The 16,886-nt window shown below is 72.7% G+C and carries 18 protein-coding genes; 7 read left to right on the top strand and 11 right to left on the bottom strand.

The window, feature by feature from the left end; translation table 11 throughout:
- Positions 1–58: 58 nt before the first annotated feature.
- Complete coding sequence (locus ACFYYB_RS31100; RefSeq protein ID WP_389439415.1) at positions 59–790, top strand: AzlC family ABC transporter permease; 732 nt, start codon at positions 59–61, stop codon at positions 788–790.
- On the top strand, positions 787–1,095 hold the full coding sequence (locus ACFYYB_RS31095; RefSeq protein WP_389439413.1) for an AzlD domain-containing protein: 309 nt from the start codon (positions 787–789) through the stop codon (positions 1,093–1,095). Before ACFYYB_RS31100 ends, ACFYYB_RS31095 begins: the two co-directional genes overlap by 4 nt.
- Here ACFYYB_RS31095 and ACFYYB_RS31090 read toward each other — a convergent pair.
- Positions 1,064–2,059 carry a hypothetical protein gene (locus ACFYYB_RS31090; RefSeq protein WP_389439411.1) on the bottom strand — a complete coding sequence of 332 codons (996 nt, stop codon included), beginning with the start codon at positions 2,057–2,059 and terminating at the stop codon, positions 1,064–1,066. The genes ACFYYB_RS31095 and ACFYYB_RS31090 overlap by 32 nt on opposite strands.
- An 81-nt stretch (positions 2,060–2,140) precedes the next feature.
- Between ACFYYB_RS31090 and ACFYYB_RS31085 the strand changes: the two genes are divergently transcribed.
- Positions 2,141–2,335, top strand: coding sequence for a DUF3046 domain-containing protein (locus ACFYYB_RS31085; protein WP_254386113.1), 195 nt, complete (start codon positions 2,141–2,143; stop codon positions 2,333–2,335).
- A gap of 288 nt (positions 2,336–2,623) precedes the next feature.
- Positions 2,624–3,730: an AI-2E family transporter gene (locus ACFYYB_RS31080; RefSeq protein WP_389439472.1), complete on the top strand. Its 1,107-nt coding sequence runs from the start codon at positions 2,624–2,626 to the stop codon at positions 3,728–3,730.
- Here ACFYYB_RS31080 and ACFYYB_RS31075 read toward each other — a convergent pair.
- Positions 3,684–4,442 (bottom strand): Clp protease N-terminal domain-containing protein, encoded by a 759-nt coding sequence (locus ACFYYB_RS31075; RefSeq protein ID WP_389439409.1) that lies wholly within the window; start codon positions 4,440–4,442, stop codon positions 3,684–3,686. The genes ACFYYB_RS31080 and ACFYYB_RS31075 overlap by 47 nt on opposite strands.
- Before the next feature lie 47 nt (positions 4,443–4,489).
- Entirely contained in the window at positions 4,490–5,044 is a 555-nt protein-coding gene (locus ACFYYB_RS31070; protein ID WP_389439407.1) for a 2'-5' RNA ligase family protein, read from the bottom strand.
- Between the two features lie 184 nt (positions 5,045–5,228).
- On the opposite strand from ACFYYB_RS31070, the gene recA reads away from it, so the two are divergent.
- The 3 genes from recA (at position 5,229) to ACFYYB_RS31055 (ending at position 9,693) form a co-directional block, all read left to right on the top strand.
- Complete coding sequence (gene recA, locus ACFYYB_RS31065) at positions 5,229–6,350, top strand: recombinase RecA (protein ID WP_389439405.1); 1,122 nt, start codon at positions 5,229–5,231, stop codon at positions 6,348–6,350.
- A gap of 3 nt (positions 6,351–6,353) precedes the next feature.
- On the top strand, positions 6,354–6,992 hold the full coding sequence (gene recX / locus ACFYYB_RS31060) for a recombination regulator RecX (protein ID WP_389439403.1): 639 nt from the start codon (positions 6,354–6,356) through the stop codon (positions 6,990–6,992).
- Positions 6,993–7,140: 148 nt separating this feature from the next.
- Complete coding sequence (locus ACFYYB_RS31055) at positions 7,141–9,693, top strand: FtsX-like permease family protein (protein WP_389439401.1); 2,553 nt, start codon at positions 7,141–7,143, stop codon at positions 9,691–9,693.
- 669 nt (positions 9,694–10,362) lie between these two features.
- Here the strand turns inward: ACFYYB_RS31055 and ACFYYB_RS31050 are convergent.
- The 8 genes from ACFYYB_RS31050 to ACFYYB_RS31015 all read right to left on the bottom strand — a co-directional run bounded on the left by ACFYYB_RS31050 (position 10,363) and on the right by ACFYYB_RS31015 (position 16,678).
- Entirely contained in the window at positions 10,363–10,746 is a 384-nt protein-coding gene (locus ACFYYB_RS31050) for a rhodanese-like domain-containing protein (RefSeq protein WP_389439470.1), read from the bottom strand.
- Complete coding sequence (locus tag ACFYYB_RS31045) at positions 10,737–11,267, bottom strand: cysteine dioxygenase (RefSeq protein ID WP_389439399.1); 531 nt, start codon at positions 11,265–11,267, stop codon at positions 10,737–10,739. Before ACFYYB_RS31045 ends, ACFYYB_RS31050 begins: the two co-directional genes overlap by 10 nt.
- A 73-nt stretch (positions 11,268–11,340) precedes the next feature.
- The gene (locus ACFYYB_RS31040) at positions 11,341–11,427 is read right to left on the bottom strand and encodes a putative leader peptide (protein ID WP_311318651.1); all 87 of its coding nucleotides are present in this window, start codon (positions 11,425–11,427) and stop codon (positions 11,341–11,343) included.
- A 32-nt stretch (positions 11,428–11,459) separates the two neighbouring features.
- On the bottom strand, positions 11,460–13,046 hold the full coding sequence (locus ACFYYB_RS31035; RefSeq protein WP_389439397.1) for an FAD-dependent monooxygenase: 1,587 nt from the start codon (positions 13,044–13,046) through the stop codon (positions 11,460–11,462).
- Positions 13,047–13,258: 212 nt separating this feature from the next.
- Positions 13,259–14,140: an amino acid ABC transporter permease gene (locus ACFYYB_RS31030; protein ID WP_389439395.1), complete on the bottom strand. Its 882-nt coding sequence runs from the start codon at positions 14,138–14,140 to the stop codon at positions 13,259–13,261.
- Positions 14,137–14,811 carry an amino acid ABC transporter permease gene (locus ACFYYB_RS31025; RefSeq protein ID WP_382973383.1) on the bottom strand — a complete coding sequence of 225 codons (675 nt, stop codon included), beginning with the start codon at positions 14,809–14,811 and terminating at the stop codon, positions 14,137–14,139. The genes ACFYYB_RS31030 and ACFYYB_RS31025 overlap by 4 nt, the downstream gene beginning before the upstream one ends.
- Positions 14,812–14,927: 116 nt before the next feature.
- Positions 14,928–15,782: a glutamate ABC transporter substrate-binding protein gene (locus tag ACFYYB_RS31020; protein ID WP_389439393.1), complete on the bottom strand. Its 855-nt coding sequence runs from the start codon at positions 15,780–15,782 to the stop codon at positions 14,928–14,930.
- 110 nt (positions 15,783–15,892) lie between these two features.
- Complete coding sequence (locus ACFYYB_RS31015) at positions 15,893–16,678, bottom strand: amino acid ABC transporter ATP-binding protein (RefSeq protein WP_389439391.1); 786 nt, start codon at positions 16,676–16,678, stop codon at positions 15,893–15,895.
- Positions 16,679–16,886 lie beyond the last annotated feature (208 nt).

Below are 16,886 nucleotides of genomic sequence, written 5' to 3'. Positions count from 1 at the left end.
AACGTACAAGACCGGGACGGCGTGGCCTGCGTAATTTCGGGGCGTGGGAGAACAGCGGATGGTCATACGAGAAGAACCCGACCGGGAGGCCCCCGGCGGGGCGGCTCCCGGCGCGCCCGTGGTGGACAAGCCGCGCGCCGCCGTGGTCCGGGACGCGCTCGGTGTCGGAGTGGCGGTCGGGCTGTCCGGCTTCGCCTTCGGGGTGACCGCCGCCGGGGCCGGGGTCAGCACCCTCCAGGCCTGCGTGCTGAGCCTGCTGGTGTTCACCGGGGCCTCGCAGTTCGCGCTGGTCGGAGCACTGGCTGCGGGCGGAAACCCGTTCACGGCCGCCGCCGGGGCATTCTTCCTCGGGACCCGCAACGCCTTCTACGGGCTGCGGCTGTCCCAGCTGCTCGCGCTGCCCAAGGGCGTACGCCCGTTCGCCGCGCACTGGGTGATCGACGAGACCACCGCGGTGGCCCTGGCCCAGCCCGACCGCAAGTCCGCGCGGCTCGGCTTCACCGTGACCGGGCTGAGCCTCTACGTCCTGTGGAACCTCACCACCCTGCTCGGCGCGCTCGGCGCCGAGGCCATCGGGGACACCCGCGCGTGGGGGCTGGACGCCGCCGGGCCCGCCGTGTTCCTGGCGCTGCTCGCGCCGATGCTGAAGAGCGGCACCGAGCGGGCCGTCGCCGCGCTCGCCCTCGTCCTCGGGCTGGGCCTGCTGCCCGTACTGCCCGCCGGGGTGCCCGTACTGATCGCGGCGCTGGCCGCGCCGATCGTGCTGTGGATGAAGGGACGCCGCTCGTGAACGTCTGGATCGCCATCGGGCTCACCGTCCTCGGCTGCTACGCCGTGAAGCTCGCCGGACTGCTCGTCCCCGCCGGCGCCCTGGAGCGGCCCGCGGTGCGCAAGCTCGCCGCCCTCCTGCCGGTCGCGCTGCTCGCCGCGCTCACCGCGCAGCAGACCTTCGCCACCGGGCAGCAGCTCGTACTGGACGCCCGCGCCGCCGGGCTCGCGGCCGCCGCGGTCGCGCTGCTGCTGCGGGCCCCGTTCCTCGTCGTGGTCGCGGCGGCCGTGGCCGTCACCGCGGGGCTGCGGGCCCTGGGAGGCTAGCCGCAGCGGGGAGGCGGCCGTACGCGCGCAGGGTCAGCAGCGCCTCCAGCGTGGCGATCGGGCGCCGCTCCAGCGAGCTGCCCGGCGCCCAGGCCCCGCGGCCCGCCGGCCAGCCGCCGTCCGGCTGCTGCAGGCCGGCCAGGAAGCGCAGCGAGCCGTACAGCTCCGCGTCCGTGAACCAGCCGCGGGCGAGGGACTCCGGGCGGCGGGCGAAGTCGTACGGGTACAGGTCCTCGCCCGGCGCCGCCGGGGCCGGCGCGGAGTCCGGTGCCGGTACGGAGTCCAGCACGACGAGCCGCTGCTCGCGGACGAGGCGGCCCAGCCGGTCGGCGGCCGCCGCGGCCCGGGCCCGGTCGGGGACCCCGTCCAGGAAGGCCACCGCGCCGCGGACCTCGTCCGGGTGCCAGTGGTGCAGGTTCTCCACCCGGTCCCAGCAGAAGTCCGTCGCACGGAACAGCCACGCGTGCCACACCCGGTTGCGGTGCAGGATCCCGACGACGGGGCCGGTGGCCAGCAGGTCGCCCGGCGGATCGTCCTGCAGCGGGTGGTGGGGGGCCGCCGGGTAGCCGCCGGCGCCCGGAGCGGTCGCCGGGAGCGCCCCGTCCGGGGTGGAGACCCGGGTCAGGTGGGCGCAGAGCCGCTCGATGCGCTGTCCGGCGCAGCGGCCCAGGCCGTCCAGGACGCGCAGGGCGTGGGCGGTGTGCAGCGGGTGGCTCAGCGGACCGCGCAGATCCGGGTCGAGGGCGTGGCCGTAGCCGCCGTCACCGCCCAGATAGGCGCCGAGGGCGGTGTCCACCGGGTCGGCGTCCCCGCCGAGGAAGTGGAACGCGAACCGCCGCTGCTCCAGCACGCGGGCCGTGAGCCAGATGAACCGCTCGGCACGGGCGAGCGCGCTCGTCGCCGTCGCCGTGGTCACCGTCGTCGCTGTGGTCGCCGCCGGGGCGCGGGCTTCGTCTCCAGGCATGCCAGGAACCGTAGGGGCCGGGGCCGCGCGGAGGTGGCCCGAACGGGGAGGGTGCACTCTCCGGGGCGGGATACTGGAGGCATGCGGTTGACGATTTTCTGGGAGCGGATGGCCGAGCACTTCGGCGCGGGCTACGCGGACTCCTTCGCGCGGGACCACGTCATGACGGAGCTCGGGGGACGCACGGTCCACGAGGCGCTGGACGCGGGCTGGGAGACCAAGGACGTGTGGCGCGCGGTGTGTTCGGCGGTGGACGTGCCCGCCTCGCTGCGCTAGCGCGGCGCGCCCGGCAGGCCCGTACACCGGCCGTCGCGCGGGTCGTTCCGGCTCCCGGACGGCCTCTCCCGGGCCGGTCCGCGGCGAACGCTTCGTGGTTCGCGGCGCCGGTGGGACAGACTGGTCGGCGTGGCAGCCAGTGATGAGACGACCGACCGGCCCGAAGCCCCCCGGAGCGCGCCGCCGACGGGCCCGGCGGCCGCGGCGGACCCCTCGGCCGCAGGCCCCGCAAGGGGAGGACCCGAGGGGCCGGGCGGCACCGCCGAACCGGCTCCGCCGGATGCCCGGATGCCGCGCTGGCTGCCGCGCGCGGTGGTCCTCGTACTGGCCCTGGTGGCCTGCTTCCAGCTCGGCAGCTGGGCCTTCCACCAGCTCATCGGGCTGCTCGTCAACATCCTGATCGCGTTCTTCCTCGCGCTCGCGATCGAACCGGCCGTGGCCCGGATGGCGGCCCGCGGCGTGCGCCGCGGGCTCGCCACCTTCCTGGTGTTCCTCGGGGTGTTCGTCGGCGCCGTCGGTTTCGTCGTCCTGCTCGGCTCGGTCCTCGCCGCACAGATCGTCGACCTGGTGGAAGGCTTCCCCGGCTATCTCGACTCGCTGATCGGCTCGATCAACGACACCTTCCACACGGACCTGTCCCGGCTGGACATCCAGGACAGCCTCCTGCACTCGGACTGGCTGCAGAAGTACGTGCAGAACAGCGCGAGCGGCGTGCTCGACGTGTCCGCCACCGTGCTCGGCGGACTGTTCAAGCTGCTGACGATCGGCCTGTTCTCCTTCTACTTCGCCGCCGACGGGCCGCGACTGCGCCGCGCGCTGTGCTCCGTACTGCCTCCCAGGAAGCAGGCGGAGGTGCTGCGCGCGTGGGAGATCGCCGTCACGAAGACGGGCGGATACCTCTACTCGCGCGGGCTGATGGCGCTGATCTCCGGGATCGCGCACTACATCGTCCTCGCGGTGCTGGGCGTGCCGTACGCGCCCGCGCTCGCGGTGTGGGTGGGGCTGGTCTCGCAGTTCATTCCCACCATCGGCACCTACCTGGCGGGTGCGCTGCCGATGCTGCTCGCCTTCACGGTCAACCCCTGGTACGCGCTGTACGTCCTCGGATTCGTGGTGGTGTACCAGCAGTTCGAGAACTACGTGCTCCAGCCGAAGCTCACCTCGAAGACCGTCGACATCCACCCGGCGGTGGCCTTCGGATCGGTCATCGCCGGCACCGCCCTGCTGGGCGCGGTCGGGGCGCTCATCGCGATCCCGGCCGTCGCCACGATGCAGGCCTTCCTCGGCGCGTACGTGACGCGGTACGCGGTGACGGGGGAGGACGCCCCCGGAGGGAGCGGTACGGGTGTTACTGAGCCCCGGCGTCGCCGAGTACGGATTCCAGGGCGTCGGTGACGGCCGCCTCGGTGGCGGCCTTGTCGATGCCGAGGGAGGACAGCACGCCTTCGCCGTCCTCGAGTTCGAGGAGCGCGAGCAGGATGTGCTCGGTGCCGACGTAGGCGTGGCCCAGGCGCAGCGATTCGCGGAAGGTGAGTTCGAGGGCCTTCTTGGCGGTGGCGTCGAAGGGCACGAGCGCGGGCAGCTCCCCGGCGGCGGCCGGCAGGGAGGCGGTCGCGGCGGCGCGCACGTCCTCCAGGGCGACCCCCTGTCCCCGCAGGACGAGCGAGGCGAGGGACTCGGTGTCGGCGAGCAGCCCCAGGATCAGGTGCGCGGCGCCGATCTCGGCGTTGCCGGCCGCGCGGGCCTCGTTCTGGGCGGTGACGACGACGTTGCGGGCGCGCGGCGTGAACCGGCCGAAGCCCTGCGCGGCGTCGGCTTCGGCGCCCTCCCCGGCCTTGTCGGCCTTGGGGACGAAGCGCTTCTGGGCGGCCTGGCGGGTGACGCCCATGCTGCGGCCGATGTCGGTCCAGGAGGCGCCGGAGCGGCGGGCCTGGTCGACGAAGTGGCCGATGAGGTGGTCGGCGACGTCCCCGAGGGACTCGGCGGCGACGACCGCGCCACTGAGCTGCTCCAGGGTGTCGGTGTGGACCTTCTTGATGGCCTCGATGAGGTCGTCGAGGCGTACCGGATTGGTCATGCGAACGGGTTCCACCGAAGGGTTCGTCATAGAGGCAACCCTAGGTTGACAGTCGAAAGGGTGTCAACCTTGGGTTGTCACTTTCCTGGTTCCCGCAGGGTGAAGCTCGCGCGCTCGCGCCAGGCCGTCCCGTCGTAGGCCACCAGGTCGACGGCGCGGGCGCGGGCGGTGAGGGGCAGCCGGCCGTTCAGGTCCGCCTCTGCGGCGTCCAGGTCGGCCTCGGGGGCGCGCTGGGCCACCGTGAGGTGCGGGACCGGATCCGGGTAGCGGCCGCCGTAGGGCCGGACGTCCGGCCAGCGCCCGGTGATCGCGCGGGTCAGGCGGCGCAGCGGGGCGTCCGGCTCCGGGGCGAGGTAGAGCATCCCCGGGAACCGGCCGGTCCGCTCGAAGCGCAGGTCGAAGGCGTGGTGGGGGCTCAGGGCCGCAGCGATCCCGGCGAGGATCGAGGCGTCGATCAGGTGCTCCTGGAGGAACGGGTAGAGCACGCTCACGTGCGCCGGGACCCCGGCCCCGGCCCGGGTCGCGGGGTCGATCCGTTCCTGCCAGTCCCGTACGACGGGTTCCGCTTCGGGCATCCGCACGATGAGCGCGGTGCGGCCGGCGGGGAACATGCTGGTGGTGTCGTCCGTCATGGGAGTGGATCATGCCAGCCGCCGGTGGGGCGTACGGGTCCGGCGTGGCGCGCTTGACAGGGAAATCGAACACGCATTCTCATGGGTTATCCACAGTCAAAACGGACGTGGGACCGCGTTGTCAGTGGCAGGCGTTAGCGTCAATGGCGTGAAGCGATCGACTCAAGCAAATCGGGTGGAACCCATGGCAGCAGGCAACGACCGCGAGAAGGCTCTCGAAGCCGCGCTCGCACAGATTGAACGGCAGTTCGGCAAGGGTGCCGTGATGCGTCTCGGCGACAAGCCGAACGACCCCATCGAGGTCATCCCCACCGGATCGACCGCGCTGGACATCGCGCTCGGCGTCGGTGGACTGCCGCGCGGCCGTGTCATCGAGGTGTACGGCCCGGAGTCCTCCGGTAAGACGACCCTGACGCTGCATGCCGTGGCCAACGCGCAGAAGGCCGGCGGCACCGTGGCCTTCGTGGACGCCGAGCACGCGCTCGACCCCGAGTACGCCAAGGCCCTCGGCGTCGACACCGACAACCTCATCCTGTCCCAGCCGGACACCGGCGAGCAGGCGCTGGAGATCGTGGACATGCTGGTCCGCTCCGGTGCGCTGGACCTCATCGTCATCGACTCCGTCGCGGCGCTCGTGCCGCGCGCGGAGATCGAGGGCGAGATGGGTGACTCGCACGTGGGTCTCCAGGCCCGTCTGATGAGCCAGGCCCTCCGGAAGATCACCGGTGCGCTCAACCAGTCCAAGACCACCGCGATCTTCATCAACCAGCTCCGCGAGAAGATCGGTGTGATGTTCGGCTCGCCGGAGACCACCACCGGTGGCCGCGCGCTGAAGTTCTACGCCTCCGTGCGCCTCGACATCCGCCGCATCGAGACCCTCAAGGACGGCACGGACGCGGTCGGCAACCGCACCCGCGTCAAGGTCGTCAAGAACAAGGTCGCGCCGCCCTTCAAGCAGGCCGAGTTCGACATCCTCTACGGCCACGGGATCAGCCGCGAGGGCGGCCTGATCGACATGGGCGTGGAGCACGGCTTCGTCCGCAAGGCCGGTGCCTGGTACACGTACGAGGGCGACCAGCTCGGCCAGGGCAAGGAGAACGCGCGCAAGTTCCTCTGCGACAACCCCGCCCTGTCCGACGAGATCGAGCGGAAGATCAAGGAGAAGCTGGGCGTCGGCATCCGCAAGGACGCCGCCGCGCCGGCCGCTGCCGAGGCCGGCGCGGACGCGTCCGCCGAGACCGCGGCCGTGCCCGCTCCCGCGTCGAAGGCCAAGACCGCGGTCAAGGCCGCCGTCGCCAAGAGCTGACCCGTGTGGGAGCAGGAAAGGGGCGGCGCGGACGGCGCGGACGGGGCTGAAGACCGCCGCGAGGGCAGTCGCCGGGGCCGCCGCCGCTCGGAAGGCTGGGGGGACCGGGAGGGTCGGGAGGGCCGGGAGGCCCGCCCGGAACTGCCGCCCCAGAGTCCCGAGGAGCAGGCGCGGGCGATCTGTCTGCGCCTGCTCACGGGGATGCCGCGCACCCGGCGGCAGCTCGCGGACGCCCTGGCCAAGCGGGACATCCCCGAGGAGGTGTCCGAGCAGGTCCTCTCCCGGTTCGAGGAGGTGGGCCTGATCGACGACGCCGCCTTCGCCGGGGCCTGGGTCGAGTCCCGGCACCGGGGACGGGGGCTGGCCCGCCGGGCGCTCGCGCAGGAGCTCCGTACCAAGGGGGTGGCGCCCACCCTCGTACAGGAGGCCCTGGAACAGCTCGACTCCGACCAGGAGGAGGAGACCGCCCGGGAGCTCGTGGAGCGCAAGCTCCGCGCGACCCGGGGCCTGGAGCGGGACAAGCGGATCCGGCGCCTCGCCGGAATGCTCGCCCGCAAGGGGTACCCCGAGGGCATGGCCCTGCGGGTGGTCCGTCGCGCACTGGAGGCGGAAGGCGAAGACCCCGACGGCCTGATGGGCTGACGGTCGATGGTTGATGCGTGATGGTCTGACGAGGTGACCCGCGGCCCCCGGGGGCAGGGGGTGTGGCACGTGGGTGGGGCTAGCCCCCGGCCGGGGACGCCGGGGCGCTCCAATGTCTCAAGGCGGCCCCGGCGGCAGAGTTTTCCCCATGATGCTGCGCTACGCACTCCAGACCGTCAGGCACCGCAAAGCCGGTTTCCTCGGCGCCTTCCTCGCCCTGCTGTGCGCGGCGGCCCTCGTGACCGCCTGCGGAACCCTCCTGGAGACGGGCCTGCGCGGCACGATCGCCACCGAGCGCTACGCGGGCGCCCCGGTGGTCGTCTCCGCCGACCAGAACGTCCACGCGACGACGGTCAAGGTGAAGAAGGGCGATCCGCCGAAGGTCAAGACCAAGCACAAGGCCAAGCCCGTCGCCGAACGGGCCTGGCTGCCGGCCGCCACCGTGGACACCGTCCGCGCGGTGCCCGGAGTCGAGCGGGCCGTGCCCGAGCTCACCTTCCAGGCCGTGCCGCTCACCCCGGGCGGCGAAGGCGCGAAGCCCTCGTACGGGCACGCCTGGAGTTCGGCCGCGCTCACCCCCTTCGCGCTCGCCGAAGGCCGCGCCCCCCACGGTGGTGACGAGGTCGTCGTCGACCGTGGACTCGCCGCCCGCGCGTCCCTGAAGCCCGGTTCCGAGCTCACCGTGCAGTCCACCAGCGCGCCGAAGACCTATACGGTCAGCGGGATCGCGGATCCGGCCACTTCCGGCGGGAGCCTGGCGCACCAGAGCGCGCTGTTCTTCGGCGACGCCGAGGCGCAGCGGCTCGCCGCCCGCGACGGCCGGGTCAGCGCCATCGGGGTACTGCCCGAGGCCGGAGTGGACCCCGGCGAGCTGGCCGGGCGGATCCGCCAGGCGCTCCAGGGCACCACCGCGCAGGTGGCCACCGGCGACCAGCGGGGCCCCGTGGAGTTCCTCGACGCGGCCGGCGCCCGGATCAAGCTGGTCTCCATGGGGGGCGCGATGGGCGGCACCTCGCTCCTCGTGGCGGTCCTCGTGGTCGTCGGCACCTTCTCCCTGTCGATCCAGCAGCGCCACCGCGAACTCGCCCTGCTCCGCGCCATCGCCGCCACGCCCCGGCAGCTCCGGCGCATGATCGGCCGCGAGGCGCTGCTCGTGGGGTTCGCCGCCGGAATCGCCGGAGCCCTGGCCGGACTGCCGCTGGCCGCCTGGCTGCACGGCCGCTTCGTCGACGCGGGCGTCGTCCCCGTGACGCTGGAGCGCACCGCCGGGATCTTCCCGATGATCGCCGCCGTCGGCGCGAGCCTGCTCGGAGCATGGGCCGCGGCCCGGATCACCGCACGGCGCGTGGCCCGCGTGCGTCCCGCCGAGGCACTGGCCGAGGCCGCCGTCGAGCGGAGCCGGCCCACCTGGGCGCGGCTCGTCGCCGGGGCGCTGCTGCTGGCGGCCGGGGTGGTGCTGGTCGCCGTACTCAGTACGCTGCGCACCGAGCCGGCTTCGACTCCGGTCACCTTCCTCGCCGTCGTGGTGCTCGCCGGAGCCGTCTCCCTGCTGGGCCCGCTGATCGTCAAGGGCGCGGCCGCGCTGCTCGCCGGGCCGCTGCGGCTCGCCGGCCCGGGCGGCCGGCTGGCCACCGCGAACCTGCGCGGCAACGCGACCCGGATGGCCTCCGCCGTCACCCCGCTCACCCTGCTGATCGGGATGGCCTGCACGGTGCTCTTCGTCACGCCGACGCTCGGCGACGCCGCCCGGGCGCAGGCCCGTGAGGGCGTACGGGCCGAGTGGGTGCTCCAGGGCCGGGGGCCGGGGGTTCCCGGCGCCGCCGCCGAGCGGATCCGCCGGACCCCCGGGGTCCTCGCGGCCACCGAGATCGTGCACACCTCGATCCGGGTGGGGCTGACGAAGTACGCGGCGCAGGGCGTGACCCCGGCCGGGCTCGACAGGACCTGGGACCCCGGGGTGACGGCCGGAAGCCTGGCGGGATTCGGGGAGAAGAGCGTCGCGGTGAGCGATCTGGCCGCGGACCAGCTGGGCCTGAAGCCGGGCGGCCCGCTCGCGCTGACGCTGGGGGACGGCACGCCGGTCGCCCTGACCGTGTCCGCGGTGTACGCGCGCGGGCTGGGCTTCGGGGACGTGACGCTGCCGCACGGTCTGGTGGCCGCCCACGTGGACGATCCGCTGGCTTCGAGCGTGCTGGTGGCGGGGCCGGCGGCGCGGGAAGCGCTCGCCTCGGCGGTACGGGATTACCCCGGCGTGGCCGTGCTGTCGGCGGCCGAAGCGGACGGCGCGCGGGCCGGGCGGCAGGCGGCCGGGGCGGAGATCAACCTGCTGGCGATGGGGCTCGTCCTGGCCTTCACCGCGATCGCGGTGGCCAACACCCTGGCGATGTCCACGGGGGAGCGGCTGCGGGAGTTCGCGATGCTGAGGCTCGCGGGCGCGACGCGGCGGCAACTGCGGGGCATGCTGCGGGTGGAGGCGCTGGCGGTGCTCCTGATGGGGGTGGTGCTGGGGTCGGGGATCTCGCTGGCGGTCCTCACCGCGTTCAGCGTGGGCATGACGGGGACGGCGGGGGCGGTGGTGCTTCCGCTGGTGTACGCGATGGTCGTGGGCGGGGCGGGGCTGGTGGCGCTGTGCGCCACGGGCTTCGCCGGGCGGGTGGCGATGCGGCCCCGCCCGGTGGACCTGGCGACGGCCAAGGCCTAGCCCTCGCGACTCCGCCCGTGGGCTCCCCCCTTTGGCCCCTCGCGCCTCAGGCGCCGGCGGGGCACCTTTCCGACGCGCCGCTCGCACCGCTGCGCGGGCTTCGCGCCGCTGCGCCGGACTCTGTCCGGCGGTGGCTGGTCGGCTGTGGCGCCATGGCCGCCTGTGGCGGGGCCGGTGGGCGGGTGCGGGTGGGTTGGCCCTGCGGGGCTGGGTCCCCTACCCGCCCTTCGCCCGTTCCCCGGGCTCCGCCCGGACCCGTTGCCGGGGGCCAGCCCCCGGCGCCTCCCGGACCGGGCTCATTCAGCCTCGCCGGCGTTTGAGGAGCGGGGTCTGGGGCGGAGCCCCAGGGGGTCCGGGCGCAGCCCGGGACCCCTTCCCAGCCCGTCCGGCGCTTGAGGACCGGGTCAGGGCAGCGCCCTGGGAACGGTGGAAGGGCGGGTAGGGGACCTTGCCCCGCGCAGCGGCAAAGGGTTACAGCGGGGACCTTGCCCCCCGCAGCGGAAAAGGGCCGCAGCGGGGAACTCCGCCCCGCGCAGCGGCACACCCGCAGCCCGGCTCTGGCGGAGGGCCCGGCCCCGCGTAGCGGCAACGGTCGCAGCGGTACACCCGAGGGCCGCCCCCAGCCCCGGCGCGGCGGCGCGAAGCCCGCGCGGCGGCGCGAGGGGTGCGTCAAGGAGCCACGGGGAGGCCCGCGGCCTTCCAGGCCTGGAAGCCGCCCGTGAGGTCCGTTGCGCGGGGGAGGGACAGGGCGTGGAGGGAGGCCGCCGCGAGGGTGGAGGCGTAGCCCTCGTTGCAGATGACGATGACGCGGATGTCGTGGTCCACCGCCTCCGGGAGGCGGTGGGAGCCTTCGGGGTCGAGGCGCCATTCCAGTTCGTTGCGCTCGATCACGAGCGCCCCCGGGATGAGTCCGTCCCGCTCGCGCAGGGCCTGGTAACGGATGTCGACCAGCAGGGCCCCGGTCAGGGACTCCGCGTGCGCCTGAGCCGCGTCCACGCGGGTGTACGTGGTCCGCAGCCGGTCGATCAGCGCGTCGATGCCGCTCACTGCCAGTCCGCCGGACGCTCGACCTGCTCCAGCGTGAGCACCGGACCGGTGCGGCTGTAGCGGCGGATCAGGGGGAGCGGCGGGTAGTACGCGTGCACGGAGATCGCGTGCTCCGTCGCGGACTCGTTCAGCACCTCGTGCACGTGGTGCTCGCCGAAGGCCCGCCCGGTGCCCGCGTCCAGGGCGCGCGTGCGGTCCACGTCGGGGGCCAGGGACAGGGACTGCCAGCCCTCCGAAGGGAGGCGGACCGCCAGGGAGTTCTCCGTGAGGCGCCCGCGCGCGGTGGTGAACGCGCCCCGCGACTCGGCGTGGTCGTGCCAGCCGGTTCCGGTGCCGGGCGGCCAGCCGATCAGCCAGGCCTCGCTGCCGCCGGGGCCGTCGAGGCGGATCCACGTCCGGCCCTCGGGGTCGAGCGGGAGGGCGGCGATCAGCTCGGGGTCGGAGGCGATGCGCCGGGTGAAGGCGAGGAGATCCGCCGCCGAGACCGCCGAGACGGCCGGGGCAGGGGCGTGCGTGGGTGCAGACATGGAGGGTGACCGTCCTGGGGGTTCGCGAGAGTGCGCGGCACATCCACATGGGGGCGCGCGAAGGGAAGGCGAATCAGCAGGAAGGGCGACACACGCAGCCCGCGTAGCGGAGCAGGTCCATATGGACCCTCCGCCACAGGCGTACGTCGTTGCCGGTCATGTCCGCGAGTGAAGCACGACTCGGCCGGAGGGTCAATCGATCACGGGTGCGGCGGCGGGCAGTGCCCTGGGGGCCGGCCTGGTCGGGGGAGGTTCCGGCGCGCCGTGCCGGAGCGCGTCGGCGGCCTCGTACAGCTCGGCGGGCTGGACCCCGGCGAAGGTGGCGGCGAGATGCCCGTCCGGTCGTACGAGGAGCACGGTGTGCGCCGCGGCCCCCGGGTAGCCGTCCGCCACGAGCAGCTCCGCCCGGACCGGCAGCGCGGAGACCGCCGCCGCGAGGCGGGGCATCAGGCCTGCGCCCACCCAGTGCCGCCGGTCCCAGACCCCGGTGCCCGGGGCGACGAGGACGACGAGGAGCCGGCCCCGCCCCAGCTGGTCGCGCAGCGGCACCGTCGAGCCGTCGGGCGCGGTCACCGGGACGTTCTCCACGGGCCCGCCCGGCTCGGTGGTGGTGGGCACGTCGTGGACGGCCACGGGCGGGGCGTACACCGGCCCTGCGCCGAGCGGGCCGCGACCCAAGTGGCCGTCGGTGAGGAGGAGTTCCGCGGCGCGCGAGGCTCCGGGGAGGTACGCGCGCAGGCCGCCCCCGGTGCGCAGGACGGGCATGGCCTGGTCGGCGGCGCGCAGCCGGGCGGCCACCGCCCTGCGGCGCTCGGCCTCGTAACTGTCGAGGAGTTCCTCGGAAGCCCCCTGGTGCCAGGCCAGGGAGAGCTTCCAGGCGAGGTTCTCCGCGTCGCGGAGCCCCTCCTCCACGCCCTGGGTGCCGAGCGCGCCGAGCAGGTGCGCGGCGTCCCCGGCGAGGAAGCAGCGGCCGTCGCGCCAGCGCCGGGCGAGCCGGTGGTGCAGGGTGTGGACTCCGGTGTCGAGGAGCTCGTACGGGGGTGTCGTGCCCCCGCACCACAGCGCGAGGCTGTCGCGGATCCGGGTCACCAGCGCGTCGGGGGTGACGAGCTCGCCGCGCGCCGGGAGCAGCCAGTCCAGCCGGTACACCCCGTCGGCCAGCGGCCGGGCGGTGACTTCCTCGGGCGGGCTGCGGTGCAGCAACGCTTCGCCGGGCCACGGCAGTTCGGTGCGCAGGGCGGCCACGGCGTGCCGTTCCACGGCGGTGCGGCCGGGGAAGCGGATGCCGAGCAGCTTGCGCACGGTGGAGCGGGCCCCGTCGCAGCCGACCAGGTGGCTCCCGCGCCACCACGTGGTCTCGGCGCCCCGGGTGTGGGCGGTGACCCCGCGGTCGTCCTGCTCCAGGGCGTCGAGCTTGCTCTCGGTGACCAGCTGGACCAGGGGGTGCGCGGTGGCGGCGTCGCGCAGTCCGCGGGTCAGGGCGTGCTGGGGCAAGTGGATCGGCGCCGGGCCGTCCTCGAAGGTGATCCGCTGGGACTCGCGGCCGCCGCGCATGGTGCGCCAGGCGGTGAAGTACGCGCCCTCGTCGCGCAGGGTCGTACAGCCCAGCCGGTGCACCATCGCGGCGGTGTCGGCGTGCAGGGCGACGGTGCGGGCGGGGCGGAGCTCGTCCTTGCCGGATCCCTCGTCGAGCACGACGCAGGGCACGCCCTGGCCGGCCAGGGCGAGGGACAGGGACAGCCCGACGGGCCCCGCGCCGACGACGATCACCGGGTCCATGATGTGGCTCCCGGTGTCCGGTATGTGATCACAGAACGTATGCAACCCACTGGAGGTGCCTGCGTCAAGTGACGCCGGGCCGGACAAGGCTGTGTGGTGCGACGGATGAGTTCCGCCGCACCACACGTGTCCCGCAAGTGTACTGACCGTCTGTCAGGCCGGGTGCCGGACGCGGGTTCGAGCGCATGTCCGATGTTCTGCCGGGGGTCCGGTCAGGCGGCGCCGCCGCCCGCGTTGTTGCCCGCGTCGAACTGGCTGACCGGGACCATCGCCCCGGTGGACCGCGTCGACTTCCGCAGCCGGCCCTCCAGCCAGGAGGCGAAGGAGGTGAGGGCGAAGTTCACCGCGATGTAGATCGCCGCGATCACGATGAGGGTCGGGATGGTGTTGCTGAAGTTCGCCGAGATCTGCCGGTACTGGGTCAGCAGTTCGGCGAGGCCCAGGACCGCACCGCCGATGGCGGTGTCCTTGAGGATCACCACGAGCTGGCTGACCAGCGCGGGCAGCATCGCGGTCACGGCCTGCGGGATCAGGACGTAGGTCATGACCTGGCCCTTGCGCATGCCGATCGCCTTCGCGGCGTCGGTCTGGCCCTTCGGCAGCGACTCGACGCCGGCCCGGACGATCTCGCCGATGACCGCGGAGTTGTACAGGACCAGCCCGGTGACCACCGCGTACAGCGGCCGCACCTCGGAGTCGACGCCCGTGTACTGCACGTAGAAGGCGGAGCCGAAGAGCATCAGCATCAGGACCGGGATGGCCCGGAAGAACTCGACCCAGGTGCCCACGATGCTGCGTACCCACGCGTGGTCGGAGAGCCGGCCCATGCCGAGGAGGGCGCCCAGGGGCAGAGCGATCACCATGGAGATGGCGCCGGCCCGCAGGGTCTCGCCGAGTCCGGGGAGCAGGAACGTCGTCCACACCTCGCCGGTGAGGAAGGGCCTCCACTTGTCTGCGTCGAGCTGGTTCTTGTCCGCCAAGGCGGACACCACCCACCATGCGAGGGCGGCGGCCACGGCGAGGAAGATCCCGCTGTAGATCCAGTTGCGCGCCTTGGCCTTGGGGCCCGGGGCGTCGTACAGCACCGAGGTCATCGCTTCACCGCCACGCGCTTGGCCACCCAGCCCAGGAGCAGGCCGGTGGGCAGGGTCAGAAGAACGAATCCGAGGGCGAAGACGCCGAAGACGGCGAAGAGGTCCTGCGGCTCGTTCTCGACCATCTCCTTCATCAGCAGCGCGGCCTCGGCCACACCGATCGCCGCAGCCACCGTGGTGTTCTTGGTGAGGGCGATCAGCACATTGGCGAGCGGTGCGACGACCGCTCGGAAGGCCTGCGGGAGCACGATCAGGGTGAGCGTCTGGACGAAGCTCATGCCCAGGGCGCGGGAGGCCTCGGCCTGGCCGACCGGGACCGTGTTGATGCCCGAGCGGATCGCCTCGCAGACGAAGGTGCCGGTGTAGGCGATGAACCCGAGGACCGCGAGCCGGAAGCCGATCTCCTTGAACGTGCCGCCGCCGAGCGTGACGCCGAGGGTCTGGTTGAGGCCCAGCGAACAGCCGATGATCAGCACGGTCAGCGGGGTGTTGCGCACGAGGTTCACGTACGCGGTGGCGAAGCCCCGCATCAGCGGGACCGGGCTGACCCGCATCCCGGCCAGTACGGTGCCCCAGATCAGGGACCCGACGGCCGAGTAGAGGGTGAGCTGAACCGTCACCCAGAAGGCTCCGAGCACGTCGTACTGCCCGGAATCAAGAAAATCGAACACGATGGCCTGCGCTCTCCCCAGGATGGCCAGGTGGGCCGGTGGGTCACGGCGCCGCCCGCGGCAGGCGGGCGGCGACGCTCCTCACCGATGGATCGGCCGGCGGACCGGCCGCCGGGTCAGCTGCCTTCGGTGACCGCGGGCGCCGGCTCGGCCTTGTAGCCGGCCGGGCCGAAGTTCTTCTCGATGGCCGCGGCCCAGGCACCGTCGGCCTCCATCTTCTTGATGGCGGCGTTGACCTTGGTCTGGAGCTCCTTGTCGCCCTTCTTCAGACCGATGCCGTAGTTCTCGTTGCTCAGGCTCAGCCCGACCAGCTTGAACTTGCCCTTGTTCTTGTCCTGCGCCGCGTAGCCGGCCAGGATCGAGTTGTCCGTGGTCAGCGCGTCGAGGTTCTTGTTCTCCAGGCCGGTCAGGCACTCGGAGTAGCCGCCCACCTGCTGCAGGTCGGCCTGCGGGGCCAGCTTGTCCTTGACGTTCTGCGCCGAGGTGGAGCCGGTGACCGAGCAGAGCTTCTTCTTGTTGAGGTCCTCGGCCTTGGTGATCGAGGTGTCGTCGGCGCGGACCAGCAGGTCCTGGTGCGCGAGGAAGTACGGACCGGCGAAGTCGACCCGCGCCTTGCGCTTGTCGTTGATCGAGTAGCTCGCGACGACCAGCTTCACGTCGCCGTTGGCGATCAGGTTCTCGCGCTCGGCGCTGACGGCCTGCTTGAACTCGATCTGGTCCGGCGCGTAGCCGAGCTCCTTGGCCACGTACGTCGCCACGTCCACGTCGAAGCCCGTGAACTTGCCGTCGGGGGTCTTGAGGCCCACACCCGGCTGGTCGAACTTGATGCCGATGACGATCTTGTCCTTCTTGGCACCGGCCGAGGAACCGGCGTCACCGGGCTTGGTGCTGTCGCTGCCGCCACAGGCGGTCGCGGTCAGGGCGAGAGCAACGGCGATGGCGGCGGCCGCGCCGACCTTGGAGAGCTTCATGGTGGACTTCCCTCGAAGTGAGACGTGAGACAGCGGTGAAGTGGGACGTACGACGTACGACGTGCGTGCTGGACGACGATCCGTCACCGGATCACTACCAGATGCGAAGGTCAGTGGTGCAGGATCTTCGAGAGGAAGTCCTTGGCGCGGTCGCTCCGCGGGTTGCTGAAGAACTGCTCGGGCGTGGCCTCTTCGACGATCTTTCCGTCGGCCATGAAGACGACCCGGTTCGCGGCGGAGCGGGCGAAGCCCATCTCGTGCGTGACGACGACCATGGTCATCCCCTCCCGGGCGAGCTGCTGCATGACCTCCAGCACCTCGTTGATCATCTCCGGGTCGAGGGCCGAGGTCGGCTCGTCGAACAGCATCACCTTCGGGTCCATCGCCAGGGCGCGTGCGATCGCCACGCGCTGCTGCTGGCCGCCCGAGAGCTGCGCCGGGTACTTGTCGGCCTGCGAGCCGACACCCACCCGGTCGAGGAGGGACTTCGCCTTCTCCGTCGCCGCCGCCGAGTCCGCCTTGCGGACCTTGAGCTGGCCCAGCATCACGTTCTGCAGGACCGTCTTGTGCGCGAAGAGGTTGAACGACTGGAAGACCATGCCCACATCGGCGCGCAGCTTCGCCAGCGCCTTGCCCTCCGACGGCAGTTGCTTGCCGTCGACGGTGATGCTGCCCGAATCGATCGTCTCCAGGCGGTTGATGGTCCGGCACAGCGTGGACTTGCCCGACCCCGAAGGGCCGATCACGACGACGACCTCACCGCGGGCAATGCTCAGATCGATGTCCTGAAGCACGTGCAGCGCGCCGAAGTGCTTGTTGACGTTGCTCAGCACGACCAGGTCGTCCGCGGCACCTGCCGCGTCCTGCACGTCCTTGGTCACTGATACTCCGCTCATCGGCTTGTGGCTCCGTCCTCCTCGGTTGGGAGGACAGTAGTGACGTGGCGCGCACAGCGTCATCACATCTGAGGGAGAATTGAGCATAACGATCCGGCCTCGCACCGATACGCTCCGTACTCGCGGGCGTCCCGCACCGGCCGTGGCCGTACCGGGTCCATAACGGAACCCCCGACGGACCGGAACCGTCTTGACGTGGGAGTCCACA

It is taken from the genome of Streptomyces sp. NPDC002886, assembly GCF_042888445.1.
Taxonomy (GTDB): Bacteria; Actinomycetota; Actinomycetes; order Streptomycetales; family Streptomycetaceae; genus Streptomyces.
The sequence above is the reverse complement of the archived record's forward strand: the minus strand, read 5'-3'. Positions and strand labels throughout refer to the sequence as shown.